At 34.3% G+C, this 17,665-nt stretch carries 16 protein-coding genes; 10 read left to right on the top strand and 6 right to left on the bottom strand.

Going from position 1 to position 17,665, the window contains the following annotated elements; genetic code table 11:
- Window positions 1-47 precede the first annotated feature (47 nt).
- A complete protein-coding gene (locus tag Q8L85_09845; GenBank protein ID MDP1724988.1) occupies window positions 48-1,829 on the bottom strand; it encodes a hypothetical protein in 1,782 nt (593 codons plus the stop codon).
- A 220-nt stretch (window positions 1,830-2,049) separates the two neighbouring features.
- On the opposite strand from Q8L85_09845, the gene Q8L85_09840 reads away from it, so the two are divergent.
- On the top strand, window positions 2,050-2,475 hold the full coding sequence (locus Q8L85_09840; GenBank protein ID MDP1724987.1) for a hypothetical protein: 426 nt from the start codon (window positions 2,050-2,052) through the stop codon (window positions 2,473-2,475).
- A gap of 78 nt (window positions 2,476-2,553) precedes the next feature.
- Here the strand turns inward: Q8L85_09840 and Q8L85_09835 are convergent, their stop codons facing one another.
- On the bottom strand, window positions 2,554-3,702 hold the full coding sequence (locus Q8L85_09835; GenBank protein MDP1724986.1) for a hypothetical protein: 1,149 nt from the start codon (window positions 3,700-3,702) through the stop codon (window positions 2,554-2,556).
- 86 nt (window positions 3,703-3,788) lie between these two features.
- Complete coding sequence (locus Q8L85_09830) at window positions 3,789-4,370, bottom strand: biotin transporter BioY (protein ID MDP1724985.1); 582 nt, start codon at window positions 4,368-4,370, stop codon at window positions 3,789-3,791.
- A gap of 56 nt (window positions 4,371-4,426) precedes the next feature.
- Here Q8L85_09830 and Q8L85_09825 point away from each other — a divergent pair, with 56 nt between their 5' ends.
- The 5 genes from Q8L85_09825 to frr all read left to right on the top strand — a co-directional run bounded on the left by Q8L85_09825 (window position 4,427) and on the right by frr (window position 8,206).
- Window positions 4,427-4,711 (top strand): 4a-hydroxytetrahydrobiopterin dehydratase, encoded by a 285-nt coding sequence (locus Q8L85_09825; protein ID MDP1724984.1) that lies wholly within the window; start codon window positions 4,427-4,429, stop codon window positions 4,709-4,711.
- 173 nt (window positions 4,712-4,884) lie between these two features.
- Window positions 4,885-5,838, top strand: coding sequence for a 30S ribosomal protein S2 (rpsB, locus tag Q8L85_09820; protein MDP1724983.1), 954 nt, complete (start codon window positions 4,885-4,887; stop codon window positions 5,836-5,838).
- A gap of 80 nt (window positions 5,839-5,918) precedes the next feature.
- On the top strand, window positions 5,919-6,854 hold the full coding sequence (gene tsf / locus Q8L85_09815; GenBank protein ID MDP1724982.1) for a translation elongation factor Ts: 936 nt from the start codon (window positions 5,919-5,921) through the stop codon (window positions 6,852-6,854).
- Window positions 6,855-6,918: 64 nt separating this feature from the next.
- Window positions 6,919-7,671, top strand: a complete 753-nt coding sequence (gene pyrH, locus Q8L85_09810; GenBank protein MDP1724981.1) for a UMP kinase — start codon at window positions 6,919-6,921, stop codon at window positions 7,669-7,671.
- The gene (gene frr, locus Q8L85_09805) at window positions 7,649-8,206 is read left to right on the top strand and encodes a ribosome recycling factor (protein MDP1724980.1); all 558 of its coding nucleotides are present in this window, start codon (window positions 7,649-7,651) and stop codon (window positions 8,204-8,206) included. Before pyrH ends, frr begins: the two co-directional genes overlap by 23 nt.
- Window positions 8,207-8,798: 592 nt before the next feature.
- Here the strand turns inward: frr and Q8L85_09800 are convergent.
- The 3 genes from Q8L85_09800 to Q8L85_09790 all read right to left on the bottom strand — a co-directional run bounded on the left by Q8L85_09800 (window position 8,799) and on the right by Q8L85_09790 (window position 12,776).
- Entirely contained in the window at window positions 8,799-9,401 is a 603-nt protein-coding gene (locus tag Q8L85_09800) for a hypothetical protein (protein MDP1724979.1), read from the bottom strand.
- A gap of 69 nt (window positions 9,402-9,470) precedes the next feature.
- Window positions 9,471-9,827, bottom strand: coding sequence for a hypothetical protein (locus tag Q8L85_09795; GenBank protein ID MDP1724978.1), 357 nt, complete (start codon window positions 9,825-9,827; stop codon window positions 9,471-9,473).
- A 24-nt stretch (window positions 9,828-9,851) separates the two neighbouring features.
- Entirely contained in the window at window positions 9,852-12,776 is a 2,925-nt protein-coding gene (locus Q8L85_09790; protein MDP1724977.1) for a hypothetical protein, read from the bottom strand.
- 344 nt (window positions 12,777-13,120) lie between these two features.
- Between Q8L85_09790 and Q8L85_09785 the strand changes: the two genes are divergently transcribed.
- From Q8L85_09785 to rseP, 4 genes are all read left to right on the top strand, one after another.
- Complete coding sequence (locus tag Q8L85_09785) at window positions 13,121-13,840, top strand: isoprenyl transferase (protein MDP1724976.1); 720 nt, start codon at window positions 13,121-13,123, stop codon at window positions 13,838-13,840.
- A complete protein-coding gene (locus Q8L85_09780; protein ID MDP1724975.1) occupies window positions 13,818-14,684 on the top strand; it encodes a phosphatidate cytidylyltransferase in 867 nt (288 codons plus the stop codon). Before Q8L85_09785 ends, Q8L85_09780 begins: the two co-directional genes overlap by 23 nt.
- Window positions 14,684-15,850 (top strand): 1-deoxy-D-xylulose-5-phosphate reductoisomerase, encoded by a 1,167-nt coding sequence (locus Q8L85_09775; protein ID MDP1724974.1) that lies wholly within the window; start codon window positions 14,684-14,686, stop codon window positions 15,848-15,850. The genes Q8L85_09780 and Q8L85_09775 overlap by 1 nt, the downstream gene beginning before the upstream one ends.
- A gap of 178 nt (window positions 15,851-16,028) precedes the next feature.
- On the top strand, window positions 16,029-17,153 hold the full coding sequence (gene rseP / locus Q8L85_09770; GenBank protein ID MDP1724973.1) for an RIP metalloprotease RseP: 1,125 nt from the start codon (window positions 16,029-16,031) through the stop codon (window positions 17,151-17,153).
- Window positions 17,154-17,665: the final 512 nt, after the last annotated feature.

The following is a 17,665-nucleotide window of genomic DNA, read 5'->3' as shown; positions in this document are numbered from 1 at the left end:
TACCTTATTTTCCAGTTTCCACAAAAGATTTTGTAACGTTCCTAAGATTAATTGCGCAACAATTTAATCTTTAGTAACGCAGGATCGTTATGAGCATAGCGCTCTGACAAAGATTTATCAGCAATACCTGTCAACCAATCATCTCCCAATTTATCCAAGAAATTGACAGCATAATCTACCATTGAAGGAATCATTGCAGGATCAATACCAATTTTCTGATAAATTGCTTGTTTTAATGAATCAGCAATAACATAAAAATCTTCTTCATCCATCAATACATTTTCATCCATCAATACATCTTCATCAACTGCAACATCTTTTTTGATTTTATCAAAAATATATTGCCTTAATAAAGTCTGACCATAAAGAATCGTTTGATCATAAGAACCATCAAAAACCTCACCATCAAATTTTCGAAGAACAAGTAAAAATTTAGCCAAATTGCCATTCAAGCGTTTATCATATCCATTACCTTTAACAAGTTTATCGCCACGCACAAAATTACGATCTAATTCTTTGATCTGCACAAGGGCCGTCGCTTTCTGATTATCTAAATCTTCACCCGTTGTTGAAAATCCTAAAAGAGGAATATTAGCATCTATAATGCGTTCAACTTTAACATTAAAGCCTATAGAACCATCCAGTCTCCCTGCATACGCACTTTTAACAATATAATTTGCATAAACAACGTAATCCGACTCAATTATAACATTGCCACTTTTCACAACACGTTCTGGAAATCCTGAACGAGTAACAAATTGAAATCCATTAGGATAATTTGCGTATAATTTATCTACATTATCTTTATCCAACGAATAAACAAGATCACCTTTAAATACTGGCTGTTGATTTTTCAAAAGATCAAGCTCAGCTTGCGTAAAACGATCTGGAAATAAAGAAAGAATTATGTTTGCCACACCAGAATGATGTAAATTTTGAAACTCGGAAAACAAATCAATTTTAACAAGACTCGGATCATTAAGTTCATAACGTTCAAGCAATGACATATCTGAAATACGTCCCAACAAATTATTTTCCATCAAAAATTGTTGAACAATCTGTAATTGTGGAATTAATGAACGGTCAATACCAATTTTTTGAAAAATATCTTCTTTTAAAGCATTTGCAACAATCATGATATTCTCTAGAGACAATAAATTGTCTTGATCCATACGAACATTTTCGACAATTTTTTGCGCAATATACGGTAGCAATAATTTTTTACCTGTTTCAAATAAATCTTGAACCGTTCCTTGAAAAATATTGCCTTCAAGAGCACCTAGAACAATAATCAATCTCGCTAAATTATTCATTAAACGCTCGGGATGGTATTTAGCCGTTTGTTGAATAAAGTCATCGTCAAAATCTCTAATCAAAATAAGACTTGCATTGCTACTTTGATCAAGGTTTTTATCCAAAAGTGACGAATAAGTATCAATAATGCGCTCAACTTTAACGTAAAAATCTTCGTTAACACCAAAATAACTTAAATAGGAACTTTTAACACCATATAAAGCACGCGCATTATAATCAGAATCTTTGAGAAAAGATGATTGTTTTTCAACACGATCAGCAAATCCATATAAGGTTAAACTTGGATAATTAGCAGCTAATTTTTTAGCTTCACCTTCATCCATAGAATAAAGAAGATCACCACGCAAAACAGGTTTTTGATCACGCAATCTATCTAATTCTTCTTGCGTAAATTTAGAAGGAAATAAATCAAAAAGTCTTTCTTCCGTTGGGATATGGTTTGCATAAGTTTGAATTTGAAACCCCAACAAAACAAACATAGTCATAAAAATTACAAATAATGAGCTTTTTCTCATTTTAAACTCCATAATAAAAAACGTTACAATTCAATAATAAAAAATAAAAATTAATATAAGGTTAATTTAAAGAAATTACACAAAAATGTCAATATATATTACATAAAAGATTGCTAGACTTACCAAGAAAACAGTTTGTTTTTTATAAATAAACGCGATATTTTAAATTTTAAACATATCGATTCTTTATTAAACTTAAACAATAGAAAAGGCTCAAATTATGAAATTTTTCAGCGCCCTTGTTTTAATTGCAATAATCTGTCCACACCAAATTTCAGCACTTATATTAAAAATTGACTCCATTGTCGTTTCTGGATCAAATCCTGGCGCCTTTCCTGCACTTAAAAACTCACAAATTTCAAAAAATCTAAAATTTAACATAAATAATGACCATTCATTAAAAGAAGAAATAACTACTCAATTAAATAATAATAAAAAATTAAAAACAAATTGGCCCTTTCCTGATTGTACTTTTGTACCAATAAATTTAAAAATTTATGAAAATAAACAATTTTCAAATTATAGTTTTGATGAACAATCTGACATTATTAATCAAACTTCAAGTGATTTAAACCTACAAAAAGCTTTAGATAATTCAACCAAAATTACATTAAGTATAAATATAACAAAACAAGATGTTAATTAGAAAGAAACTATGACCTTCAAGGGGCACATAATTACCTATGCCTGATAAGTAGGCCCCTTCATTTCTTAATAAACTACCTTAATATGAAGTCTCTTCTTGTGAAGATCGAAGATCTACAATTTCAACAACGTCAGATGAACAACGCAAAGATTTTTTCTTTAATTCTAGATTGTCAAAAAAACAATCTAATGCCTCATCCTCGCAAGACGATCCAAGACGTGCTTCATCAATAATTGGGCTATTAAAAGATGATATAATATCCTCTTTAACAACACATAAAAGATTGCTTGAAGAAAAAGATGGTGTCACTGACATACGGAAAGCATTCTCTTCTTTCTTACTACTATCTAAGCAATCTAATAAATTGGGCATAGAATGCGTTACATTTGAACGCATAGATGTAGCTTTAGAAAGTTTTTCTTGAAAATCATCATATTCAAGTTTTAGCTTTTCTGGCGTTAACGCGTTCCCAAAATATTTATAGTGAATAATGACAATATTAACATCTTTCAACCAAGCATTTTCTATATTTTTTTCTATTTCTTCATTTATATATTTTACAATATTATCTTTGAATTTTTGTAAAGAAAATTCATAGCTATTATCAATAAGCACAATATTTTTAATAGGATGTTCAGCATTAAATTTTTCTATAACTAGATCTAACGCACGCTCTGCTTTATCATTTGCATAAGCATAGGGCAGTTTTAACTGTACATTTCCTTTATTTGCGCACAAAAATGTACCCCAATGCTCTGAAAGAAAGATTTTCTTTTTAAAATCGCATTGAAGTGCTGATAAAACAGAAATATATGCTGATTGATCTATTAATTCTTGAATAATAATTTTAGTGTCTTCGCCTTCTAAAAGTACTTTTTTAATAAAAAGCTTGTCTTGCTTTCTAAAAAAATCTACATCACGTAAATTATCTACCAAAAGAACATCTTGTGTCGTTTCTCTATATGTTCTCAAAATATCAGGTGACCCTAAAAATTGATATTCTGTTCCAGCAAAAATACCAACTGACCTTGCAATTGTTTCATCAAAATCAACAAAAATCGCAGATTCCTGAGGATTAAGAGCTTCATAATAAGCTCTTAATTCACTTATCTTATCGATTGAAATGTCAATAATTTCAGAAGATGCATTAAAACTTAATATTGATAAGCTTATTGCCACTAAGGATTTAATTTTTTTTAAATTTAACAAGATGATAATTTCCGTCATAAATTAGTCTGGGTCCTGGATCTCCGTTTAAAGTTTCGCTTCAACGTGTCCAGGAAAACGCCCAGAGCAGATTAAAAAATACCCTATTAAGACTTTTTGCGCGAAATAAGTTTATAAGTTTGCACTGAAATCAAAACAGCTAAAATGTTTTTGACCACAAAATCACCAAACACAAAAGGCATAAAGCCTGTTTGAATCGCTGTATCAATGCCAACAAAAAGTGATAGAACACTTACGCCACAGGAAAACAACACAACATTACCTAAAGCAACAACCAAAGCACGTTTAAGAATGCTTAATCCTGCCCATTTTTGTGTTAATAACGAAATAAGTATCACTGCTGGCACATAACCCAAAATATAACCAGAACTTGGCCATATAAGCCCAGCTTTAAATCCAGTAAGAATAGGAAGACCCATACTAGCCATAGCAATATACATTAAAACGGCAGAAGAGGCTAAACGCCATGGAAGAACAAGACCTACTAACACAACAGCAAATGGTTGTAAAGTTAACGGTACAGGATATAAAGGAATCTGTACTTGCGCTAAAATTGCAATAAATAAAGTTGCAGCCAACGCAATTGAAAAGGACTTCAGAAGCGTTCTATTTTGAACAGGCACCAAAAGATCGAGCGCTGTTTTTTGGGTTTGGATATTGATTGACATCGAATTCTCCTTCATAATCATAGAAATCATTCCGTTATATCAAGGAATAAAACTAAATGATAGTAAAATTAACACCACTAGAAGTTGTAAATGCGCTCATCCCACTAAATGGTTGGCAAATGAATGAAGGAAAAACACATATCGAAAAAGAATTTATATTTAAAAATTTTATTGAAGCCTGGGGGTTTATGTCACAAATCGCGTTAATTGCTGAAAAAATGAATCATCACCCTGAATGGTTTAATGTGTATAATAAAGTTCACATTGCTCTTTCAACACATGATTGCCAAGGACTCTCTCAAAACGATATAGACCTTGCTCTAAAAATCGAAAAAATTTGATACCATTATAAATAATAAAGTCAAGAATAGCACTTGCATTATAGGGCAACACTCGTTATTATTTGATCTAATTTTGTATAATTTAACACGCAAGAGGGAGTCTTTCCATCCGGTGTTTTTCTTTGAAAAACCTGACTCTTGCGGCGGTTTAACCGGAAAAAAGGTTTGAAAAAATGGCTATGCCCGAATTTACGATGCGTCAATTACTAGAAGCTGGCGTTCACTACGGACACACAACAAGACGTTGGAATCCAAAAATGAAACACTACATATTTGGTGTTCGTAATGGAATCCATATCTTGGATTTGGAACAAAGTGTCCCGATGCTTGCACGTTCCTTAAAATTTATTCGTGACACAGCAGCAGCTGGTGGACGTATTCTTTTTGTAGGTACAAAACATCAAGCATCTGAAGTTGTTGCCAATGCTGCAAAAAAATGTGGTCAATATTATATTAATCACCGCTGGTTAGGTGGCATGCTCACCAATTGGAAAACGATTTCCAATTCCATTCGTAGCCTTAAAAGCTTAACCGAACAAATCGCTAATACAAGTTCAGGTCTCACAAAAAAAGAACTTCTTTCTTTAAACCGTGAACATGACAAACTTGAGCGTTCATTAGGCGGTATTAAAGATATGGGTGGCGTACCTGATCTTATTTTTGTCATCGACACAAATAAAGAAGCACTTGCCATTCAAGAAGCTAATAAATTAAGCATTCCAGTTGTTGCAATCCTAGATAGTAACAGTGACCCACATGGTGTTACGTTCCCCATTCCTGGAAACGATGACGCAGTGCGCGCTTTAACACTCTATTGTGACCTTATTTGTGGTGCAATTCTTGATGGCTTACAATCTGAATTAATGGCAACAGGCGTTGATATTGGTGAGTCAGCTGAATTACCAGATATCATGTTAGAAGGTCTTGAAGGAAAAGTAAGTGCTGAAGGTAACGCCGAAAACAATCCTGTGGGTGATGCGCCTGTTCGAAAGGTGGTTAAGAACACTCAAAAAGCGCCAGTTAAAAAAGCAGCTCCCAAAAAAGAAGCAGCAACCGCAGAACCTGAAGCAGCAAGCACCGAAAAAGAAGAGCCTGCAGCGTCCATCAGCGACGAAGCAAGCGCATAAAGACTAAAAAAGGGGCCTCGCCCCTTTTTTACTTCTATCGATAATCCATCTATTAACTTCACAAACAAATAGGCAGAATCATGAGTGTTATTTCAGGTGAACTTATTAAACAATTACGTGAATCATCAGGCGCTGGTATTCTTGATTGCAAAAAAGCACTGACTGAATCCCAAGGTGATATGGAAGCGGCAACTGATTGGTTGCGCAAAAAAGGTTTGGCATCAGCTGCTAAAAAAGCGAGCCGTGTTGCTGCAGAAGGTCTTGTTGGCGTTTATACAAAAGACAACAAAGGTTACCTTCTTGAAATCAATTCCGAAACAGATTTTGTTGCACGTAACGAACAATTCCAAAAATTTGTATCAAGTCTTTTAACACTGGCTTACGAAAAAAGCATTACAAATATTGATGCGCTTAAAGAACTCACTTTTCCAGGCACAAGCCACAATGTTGCAGAAGAATTGTCACGAAATGTAGCAACGATTGGTGAAAACCTTTCTTTACGTCGCATTCAAATGCTTTCAGTACCACATGGTGTCGTTGCAGGTTATGTACATAATGCTGTTGTCCCTGGCTTAGGCAAAATTGGAACGCTTATTGCGCTTGAATCAACAGGTAATACTGAAAAATTAGCTGCGTTAGGCAAATCACTTGCAATGCATGTGGCTGCAGCAACGCCAAAATCTTTGCAAGTTTCTGACTTGCCACAAGATGTTGTTGCACGCGAAAAAGATGTCTTGATGGAACAAATTAAAGACAGTGGCAAACCACAAGAAATCATCGATAAAATGATTGATGGTAAATTACGTAAATTCTATCAAGATGTTGTTTTTCTTGAACAAACTTACGTTATTGATGGCGAAACACGTATTAGTGATCTTCTTAAAAAATCTGAAAAAGAAGTAGGCGCACCTGTGAAGCTTGCAGCTTTTGATCGTTTCATGCTTGGCGAAGGTATTGAAAAGGTTCAATCCGACTTCAGTGCTGAAGTTGCAGCACAAGCAGGCCTTTCTAAATAAAAAACTCTATCCTGGACGTTTGTTTCGATGAACGTCCATAAAACAATAATCATAGAGTATAAAAATGACTTCCCGCCCTTATTATAAACGTGTTCTGCTAAAATTATCTGGTGAAGCTTTATTAGGTAATCGCGATTATGGTATCGATCCTGATATTGTCTCACGTATTGCCCAAGAAGTGTCGCACGTCCTTTCGATGGGTGTTGAATTATGCATCGTTGTGGGTGGTGGTAATATCTTCAGAGGCGTTGCTGGCGCTTCAAAAGGTATGGATCGTGTCACAGCTGATTATATGGGCATGCTTGCAACCGTTATTAATGGCCTGGCCCTTCAAACAGCTTTAGGTGCTGTTGGTGTTGATGCACGTGTTCAATCAGCCATTCCTATGGAAATGATTTGCGAAACTTATGTGAGACGTCGCGCACTTGATCATTTAGCCAAAAATCGTGTTGTTATTTTTACAGCAGGTAGCGGCAATCCCTTCTTTACAACTGATACGCCAGCTGCCTTACGTGCTTCTGAAATGAGCTGCAACGCGCTTTTAAAAGCTACGAAGGTTGATGGAGTTTACGATAAGGACCCAGCAATTCATCCTGACGCAGTTCGTTACGATAAATTAAGTTATCTTGATGTTTTATCACGTGACTTGCGCGTGATGGATGCATCTGCTATTTCATTAGCTAGAGAAAATAATATTCCCATCGTGGTTTTTTCAATTCAAACCCATGGTGCCTTTGCCGAAATTGTTCAGGGCAAAGGAAAATTTACACTTATTTCTGAGGAGAAAGACGAAAATGGTCGCTTTAGTCCTAACTGACCTTGAAAAAAGGATGAAATCTGGCATCGAGTCCCTGAAAAAAGAATTTACAGGACTTCGCGCTGGTAGAGCATCCGCCAGTATGTTAGATCCTATTATGGTTGATGCCTATGGATCAATGATGCCATTATCGCAAGTTGGCACCGTGACAACACCTGAACCTCGCCTAATCTCAGTTCAAGTCTGGGACAAAGGCATGTCTAAGGCTGTTGAAAAAGCGATTCGTGAATCAGGTCTAGGCTTGAATCCAATTGGTGAAGGCCAAATTATTCGTGTGCCCTTACCTGAATTAAGTGAAGAACGTCGTAAAGAACTTTCAAAAGTTGCGTCCAAATACGCTGAAGCAGCCCGCATTGCAATACGTAATGTTCGACGCGATGGCATGGAAACACTTAAAAAGATGGAAAAAGACGGCGACATTTCTGAAGATGAACATAAAAAAACATCCGTCGATGTTCAAAAATTAACCGATAAATTTATTGAACAAGTCGATGTCGCATTGGTCGCCAAAGAAAAAGAAATTATGCAGGTTTAGTCTTATAATGGAATAACGCGAAAACACGCCCACCCCCCTACTTCCCGCGGCAAGACCGCGGGATCCATAAGACTTTAGAAAAATTCGACAAATAATTACATTGCACTTCTTCACCGTAGATCCAGCTATCAAGCCGCGGGCATATCATTACCCATAAGTATAAACCCAACCCCTTTCCTACGTCCCGCGACCATATCATTACCCATAAGTGTTTCAAGCTATTGATATTTATTATTTATTTTCGGATAGTTTGATTCAATTTATGGGGGAATTTTTAAATTTATGTTCAAAATTTTCTCTACTCCCATTGTTTCCCTGGACAGGCGAGAAGCAAAGCTTCGAGTAGGATCCAGGGTCCAGATTAAAATGCATGCTCGCAAGAGCATGTCTTTGTTTTTTAAATATTTAGCATGATCTTCGATCATGATTATTTCTGGACCCTGGATCCGCATTCGAGCCCTTTGGGCTCTCATTGGTCCAGGGAAACAGCTGGGGTGGACGTTTAGAACTACGACTTGCCATACTTATGGGTAATGATATGGTCGCGGGGAGTAGCAGTGGAGCTGAATAGTTATGTTTTTTAGAAAAAATTTTACATGAGACAAAATAAATCAACAATAAAAGAAAAAGTATTTTCTTGATTTTCTTGATTTTCTTGAAGTTTATCAATACAAGCTTTTATGTATAATTCTGTAAAATCAACCCATTGTTCTGTTTTCCATTCGTTTTTATGAGCATATTCATTTAATTTATGGAATGTTTCTTTATTAATTTTAGGAGGATCAACAACAAAAGTATTGCCCTCAAACAATTTTTTTACATATATATGCATAGAAGTCTTAATTGAAAACAGCACAAATACTTCACATGCTTTTTGTTTTGATTCGATACTAAACGTATCCTGTTCTAAAATATCCAATAACATTGTTCTGATTTTTCGAGAATCAACATCAAAAACTCTTTTTTTAATAGCCTCAAAAAAATCGTCCAATGCAACAATTGTGTGTAATGATGAAGAATTGTTAAAGTGATCTGATCTTATGTAATCTTTTATATGTTCAATAATTTTTTCTTCATTGTCATTAAAATTTGTAGTTTTTGTTTTTTTGTAGGGATTTTCTTCCTGTTCATAACCTTTATGAGCTCTTTTGCCTAATCGCTCAATTGAGTCAAGATCTATAAGTTGGTCAATCACTATAGGTTGATCGCTGTTTTTAAGAATTTCATAATTATTTAAAATATTAACATCAATATTATCTTGATTTTATATTGATTTAATTGATAGTATAGTTTTATTTTTTTTTATATTATTTTTATTAATTATTGACATAGTCTGATCTTTAAACTTTGTTTTCGGTTTTTGTTTTTTAAGTATAGTGTATAAACGGTAAGCAGCATTTTCTAAATTTTTAACAAGTTTTTTAAAGTTTTCTTCTAACTGTTTCTTTTTAAAAAGATTTGAAAGCGCCATACGTAATCCTGAAAAAGTCTTTTCGTCTTTAGGATCCCAAAATGTTTTTAATTGTGTTGTTAACGCGTCCCAAGCTTTGTTGTAGGGTTTTTTATCTATATTATTTGGGATAGGATTGTTTCTGATTAGCGTCTTGACTAAATTTAACAAATCATTGCTTGCTGTTTTATTATTTTATGAACTTTCTTGATGTATTAATACTGCTTCCAAATTATCAAAATTAAGTTGTTCGTTATTTGTGAATTCTCCATCCTCATTAATAAATTCATTCATAATGAAATCGTCTAACTCAACATTTTTTTCAATTTCAACGAAAGATATGTCGTCATCATTAATTATATTATTGCTATTAACAGGTTCTAACGTGTCGTTCACTACGTTAGTCTGATCTTTTAACTTTGTTTTAGGTTTTGGTTTTTTAAGTCTTTTGTATAGACGATCAGCAGCATTTGCTAAATTTTTGACAGGCTCTTTAAATTTTTCTTCTAAATCTTGTTTTTTAGAGAGTGTTAAAAGCACAGCATATAATCCTCCAAAAGTCTTTTCGCCTATAGGATCCCAAAATGTTTTTAATTTTGTTGTTAACGCTTCCCAATATTCATCGTTTTTGATATTTGATGGATTTTCTTTTAAAATAGTAGTTATCTGCTTTAATAATTCTTTTTGATTATCGTTAAGATCTGTTTTGGAGTTTTTTTCAATGTATAAACGTTCAGCAGCATTTTCTAAATTTTTAACAAGTTTTTTAAAGTTTTCTTCTAACTGTTTCTTTTTAGAGAGCCTTTTAAGCGCTATCTTTAATCCTCCAAAAGTTTTTTTGCCTTTAGAATCCCAAAATATTTTTAATTGTTTTGTTAATGTCTCCCAAGCTTTGTTGCAAGGTTTTTTATCTATATTATTTGGGATAGGATTGTTTCTGATTAGCGTCTTGACTAAATTTAACAAATCATTGCCTGCTGTTTTATTATTGTTTGAACTTTCTTGATGTATTAATACTGCTTCCAAATTATCAAAATTAAGTTGTTCATTATTTGTGAATTCTCCATCCTCATTAATAAATTCATTCATAATGAAATCGTCTAACTCAACATTTTTTTCAATTTCAACAAAAGATATGTCGTCATCATTAATTATATTATTGCTATTAACAGGTTCTAACGTGTCGTTCACTAGGTTGGTTTGATCTTTAAGCTTTGTTTTAGGTTTTGGTTTTTTAAGTCTATTGTATAAACGTTTAGCAGCATTTTTTAGATTTTCAACAGGCTCTTTAAGATTTTTCTCTAAATCTTCCTTTTTAGAGTGGTTTGAAAGCACAGAATATAATCCTCCAAAAGTCTTTTCGCCTATAGGATCCCAAAATGTTTTTAATTTTGTTGTTAACCCTTCCCAATATTTGTTATCTTTGATATTTGATGGATTTTCTTTCAAAATAGTGGTTATCTGTTCTAATAATTCTTTTTGCTCAGCGGTGATATTTGTTAGAGAGTTATTTTTTCTGCATAAACGTCGAGCAGCATTTTTTAGATTTTTGACAGACTCTTTAAATTTTTCTTCTAAATCTTCCTTTTTAGAGAGGGTTAAAAGCGTCGTATATAATCCTTCAAAAGTTTTTTTATCTTTAGGATCCCAAAATGTTTTTAATTGTGTTATTAATACTTCCCAATATTTGTTATCTTTGATGTTTGATATATTTTCTTTCAAAATATTGGTTATATTCTCTAATAATTCTTTTTGCTCAGTGGTAATATTTGTTAGAGACTTATTTTTTATGTATAAACGTTTAGCAGCATTTTTTAGATTTTCAACAGGCTCTTTAAGATGTTCCTCTAAATCTTGTTTTTTAGAGAGTTTTAAAAGCACAAAATATAATCCTCCAAAAGTCATTTTACCTTGAGGATCCCAAAATGTTTTTAATTTTGTTGTTAACCCTTCCCAATATTCATTGTTTTTGATATTTGATGGATTTTCTTTCAAAACAGTGGTTATCTGTTCTAATAATTCTTTTTGCTCAGTGGTGATATTTGTTAGAGAGTTATTTTTTCTGCATAAACGTCGAGCAGCCATTTTTAGATTTTTAACAGGTTCTTTAAGATTTTTCTCTAAATCTTGTTTTTTAGAGAGGTTTGAAAGCCCCATATATAATCCTCCAAAAGTCTTTTCGTCTTTAGGATCCCAAAATGTTTTTAATTGTGTTGTTAACGCGTCCCAAGCTATATTATCCATATTGTTTGTGATAGGATATATAGCGATTAAATCCACTATATATTCAAGAAGTTCTTTCAATGTAGTTTTGTTATACCGTTTCTTTGCAATTTGCTCAATTTGTATTGCTTGTGATGAAATATTATTTTTTTGAAGCATATAATCATTATAAAAACTTGGGTATGTACATTTTAATGTTTCATCATTTTGCATGAAAGAATATTCTGGACAAAAAGCTAATAATTCACAAAGAAAAAGTGTCGAAGGATGAGTTGTCTGCATTTTTGTAATAATATCATCACGATGTGATTGAATTTTAAGATCATATTGTAGCAATATATCTTTATAAGATTGCGTTTTATAAAAAATATTAAAATTAATAAAACTCAACAAATAACCATGCCAAATAAAATCATCATAGGAAACATGAGAAAAATTATCACATGCTGCAATTTTTTCTTTTAAGGCGTTAAATTCATTCAGCTTAAGAGCGTTTATATAAATTAGTTTTTTCTTAATAGATAGATAGGAAGCAAAATCATCGTTTATACATTGTAAAAAACTATGACAAATATCTTGATGCGTAACTTTGTTTTTTGTGTTTTCTTCGGTAACAAAATAAAAATTATTTTCTAATTCTGTTAGTGGATACTCTTCTTCATAGGTATCAAAAAAAGAGTCTTTAATTTTAGGATTAAATTCAACATCTTCAATTTCAATGTCGCTGAATAATGTGTCAAAGATATTTATAAATTCATTATCTGTTGGAATGTTATACTCTTCTATTGTTGTATCTTTTTCAAAATTATTTTCATCACCTGATCCTGCGCTATAAGAATTAGAAAATATTAATAAATTACAAAGTAAAGTACTTACTAACAACAATTTTAATTTCATTTAATTGATCCATAACTTTAATATAATAATTATTTATACATACTATATTAAAATAAGTCAATATTATTAATAACTATATAGAAAATATAAAACTATTTCTCCACGCAAATCATTTCGTACACATTCAACAGGTAAGTCCACAATCCGGAACAATCTGATTTTACTTCACTAACGCAAGAAAAAATGTTAAAAGTTCAAAATAAGCTGAATAATAGGACACGAAAATCGTTGGGCTACAAAAAACCCGCTAAGGTCTTCTTCGAGTTTATAAAGCTAAATCCGGATGGTGCACTTCATTGGTGAATGTGTACTATATACAAAATTCTTCGAGAAAATATTCACTAATGACGACTGACACGCAACATTTAAAAGCCTTCCCGAAACACATTGCCATCATCATGGATGGTAATAGACGCTGGGCACGCGAAAAATTATTACCAAGCATCGCAGGCCATCGAAAAGGCGCTGAAACGCTTCGAAAAATTGTGGAACATGCAGGGCAAATAGGTCTAAAATATTTAACCGTTTACGCTTTTTCTTCCGAAAATTGGGATCGGCCAATTTATGAAGTAACGGGCGTCATGGCCTTGCTCAAAACCTACCTTAAAAAAGAAGTCCCTTATTTACACAAAAACAATGTAAAACTTAAATTTTTAGGCGAACGTTCAAAATTATCACCAAATATTCTTACTTTGATGGATGACGCTGAAAAGCTTACTGAAAACAATACGGGGCTTACATTTTGCCCTGCCCTTAATTATGGATCATTAGAAGAGCTCGCCATTGCTGTTCGTAATATTGGCCATAAAATTGTTGAAAACAAGCTGGATCCTTCTTCCATCAGCAGCGAATTAATCACACAGCATCTTTTCACAGGCAACATGCCGAATCCAGATTTATTGATTCGAACAGGTGGCGAAAAACGCCTTAGCAACTTTCTTTTATTGCAACTAGCCTATGCAGAATTTGTTTTTAGTGATATTTATTGGCCAGACTATACAATCGATGAATTAAACAACGCTATACAAGAGTATCAAAAACGTGAGCGCCGCTTTGGAACATAAAAACAAACAAAAATTTTGGGAATCCCTATTTTTACGCATTCTTTCAGTCCTCGTATTACTGCCTATAGCGCTCGGTGCTATGTGGTATGGATCACCCTATTTTGAGGCCTTAGTCTCGATCATCGTCGTATTTACGTGCTTTGAATGGGTTGGTCTTATTTGCAACAAACAGCAATTGCGACCCGATCTATTAAATAGATTAACGTTCTTATTTTTAATCACCCTTGTAGGTCTTATCTTCTTTTTAGCTATTGGCAATTACATGCTTGCAGGCCTTACGTTCCTTAGTACTTTTGCTTCCACCTATATCGTCAAACGAAAAATACCTGGTAATGTCTATCGTTGGTGGTTTTATGGTTTTTTTGTTTTAGGGCTCCCTTATATTTCTATTTTATGGCTAAGATCTTTACCCGGATTGGGGCGCGAGCTTATTTTCTTTCTATTCATCATTACCTGGGTCACCGATAGTCTTGCTTTTTTTGCTGGCAATGTTTTCAAAGGCCCCAAACTTGCACCTAAAATTAGCCCCAATAAAACTTGGTCTGGTTCCATCGCAGGACTTCTAGGTGCTGCGCTCATTGGTGGACTTGCACCACTCACTTTAGGATCTGCAACTTTCGCTTCTTTTTCACCAAAACTAATCTTGATAGCCATGCTGATTTCAATTGCCGTTCAAATTGGAGACCTTTTAGAATCCTGGGCAAAACGTCTTTTTGGCGTTAAAGATAGTTCAAATCTTATTCCTGGTCATGGTGGTTTTTTAGATCGTCTTGATGGTTTATTCCTTTCAACACCCCTTTTAGCGCTGATCATCTATTTCTTTAAAGAGGTTTTTACATTTTAATGAAACACCAAACACTTACAATTTTAGGCTCCACAGGATCCATTGGCACGAATACCCTTGATGTCGTACGAGCACACTCAGATAAATTTTCGGTGAAAGTCCTTGTTGCACAAAAAAACGTTCAAAAATTAATCGCACAAGCCAATGAGTTTAATCCAGAACTCATTGTTATCGCTGATGATTCTTATTACCAAGAACTCAAAAACAATCTCAACAATTCCAAAATTGAAATTCTTGCAGGTGCTGCCGCTGTCATTCATGCAGCACAAGTTAAAACTGACATTGTCATGTCAGCCATTACAGGCGCGAATAGTTTACGCCCTACCATGGCTGCAATTAAACGCGCTGCCAAAGTAGCAATAGCAAATAAAGAAGCCCTGGTCTGCGCTGGTCCACTTATCATGGCAGCAGTTCAAAAACATAAAGCAATTCTTATTCCCGTTGATTCTGAACATAGCGCCCTTTTTCAATTGTTTAACCATCATGACAAAGAATTTATCGATAAAGTCATCATCACGGCTTCAGGAGGTCCTTTTCGTACCTTTACACGAGACCAAATGCAGCACGTAACGCCTCAACAAGCTATTAAACATCCTAATTGGTCCATGGGCGTCAAGATTTCAGTCGATTCAGCAACACTCATGAATAAAGGCCTAGAGCTTATTGAAGCTGCTCATCTTTTTGATCTTAACCCTAACCAACTTGACGTTTTAGTTCATCCACAATCTATTGTACACGGCATTGTTCGTTTTAAAGATGGATCCCATATTCTGCAATTTGCGCAACCTGATATGCGCATCCCCATTGCCTATAGTCTAGCTTTTCCTAAACGTTTACCTCCTCCCCTTGAACTTAAACAACCATTATCTCTTTTATCAGATCTTACATTTGAAGAACCGGATTATAAACGTTTTCCTATGTTGAAAACAGCAATAGATGCGATGAAATCTGGACTTAATGCACCAACTTTACTCAATGCCGCCAATGAAATTGCCGTCAATGCGTTCATTGAAGGCAAAATTTCCTTTTTGAAAATGCACGATTTAATTGTAAATGTACTTGAACATATGCCCCAAAGACCATTACACTTAATAGAGGATGTGTTAGAAGAAGATCAAAAAGCGCGACAAGTCGCTTTACAACTTCTTCAAAAACATGCTGCATAACTAGCCATTCTATGGGTAAATTCGTCGTCAGGTCGCAGCGATCGGTACTCATGTACGAAAAAGTACACTCCGTTCCGGTTCTCGCCCTTTCTAGACTTTGCCACATAATCTGGATAATTCCGAACTAATGCCTAAGAAGTTACCTTTTGAAGTAACCACAAAATAAAGTAGGGACAAAATGGCCATTTTAATTAACATCTTAGCTTTTGTTGTTATATTTTCCATTGTTGTTTTTGTCCATGAACTTGGTCATTTCCTCATTGCACGATGGAATGGTGTCAGGGTAGAAGTCTTTGCTATTGGCTTTGGTCCAGAATTATTTGGATATAACAGTTCAACTGGCACAAGATGGAAAGTTTGCGCAATTCCCTTAGGCGGCTATGTCAAAATGTATGGCGACGCCGATGCAACAAGCGCAAGGCCCAAAGCAAAGTTAAGCGATGAGGAAAAGAAAAATTGGTCATTATCAATTTTTTCAAAAAGTGCAGGTCAACGCGCAATTATTGCTCTAGGAGGGCCTATAGGCAATTTTATTTTTGCGATTCTTGTCTTTTTTGCTTTGTTTGAAATTTATGGCAAACCAACACCTTTGCCTATACTTGGTAGCATCACAACAGACAGTGCTGCCGAAAAAGCTGGCCTTAAAATTGGTGATCATGTCCTTGAATTTAATGGTATTCCCCTTGATTCTTTTGAGCAATTATCACAACAAATTAAACTTAATCCAGGCAAAGATATTAAATTAAAACTCAAAAGAAATAATGAAGAAATTGAAATTATTGCAACACCTGAAACACACGAAACAAAAGATCTTGCAGGTACTATTTTAAAAACAGGCATATTAGGCGTTCGACCTGGCGCTGAGCAAAAATGGACAAAAATTGGCCCCATTGATGCTGTGACTGAATCCGTAAAACAGACTTGGTTTGCAGCGACTGGAACGATAGAAGCATTAGGACAGATGATTACGGGCAAAAGAAGCGCTGATGAATTAGGCGGTCCCATCCGTATTTTTCAAATGACAGGACAAGCAGCCCAAGTTGGTATCGCTTCGCTTATCTCTTTCATGGCCATGCTATCCATAGGTCTTGGCGTTATCAATTTATTCCCTATTCCAGCACTCGATGGCGGACAAGTATTATTTTGTGCTGTTGAAGGCATACGTGGCAAACCGCTCAATGAAAAAGCGCAAAACTATGTAACCATTTTTGGTGTACTTATAGTACTTGCTTTAATGATCTTTTCATTTTGGAATGATTTAAAGCATATCAAAGCATTAGAGTGGGTTAGTTCGTTGTTTTAATAGACTCATATCGAAACTCTATTATTTTTGTTGATTAATGGGTCGTTTTTGTACTTAGTGTAGATTCTTTTTAGTATGACATCTCCAATCATGCGTCTTTCAACAACGAGTCTAGAAACAAGTCTGATACAATACTAGGCAAGTGGACAGGTTGCCACCATATCATTACCCATAAGTGTTTCAAGCCATTGATATTTAATATAGTTTTTGAGATAATATTTTCTTTTTAAGACGTATTTTCCATATTATACGTGTAAAAAATCTTAGTTTCCGTCGTTGCGATGAACCGAAGGTGAAGAAGCAATCCAGAAAATAGCTCTTTAAAAGTTATAAATATTGATTTTAAAACTGGATTGCCACACCCCCTACGGGGGTTCGCAACGACGGAACCCTTTGTTTTTCTTTCTAATTCAATTAGTTGCGCTTTAATTCACTATTTTTTAATTTCCGAATTCACGTTCATACTTATGGGTAATGATATGGTTGCCACACGATATTTTCTATATATTACT

Source organism: Alphaproteobacteria bacterium, from assembly GCA_030680745.1.
In the GTDB taxonomy this organism is placed as follows: Bacteria; Pseudomonadota; Alphaproteobacteria; order JAUXUR01; family JAUXUR01; genus JAUXUR01.
The sequence above is the reverse complement of the archived record's forward strand: the minus strand, read 5'-3'. Positions and strand labels throughout refer to the sequence as shown.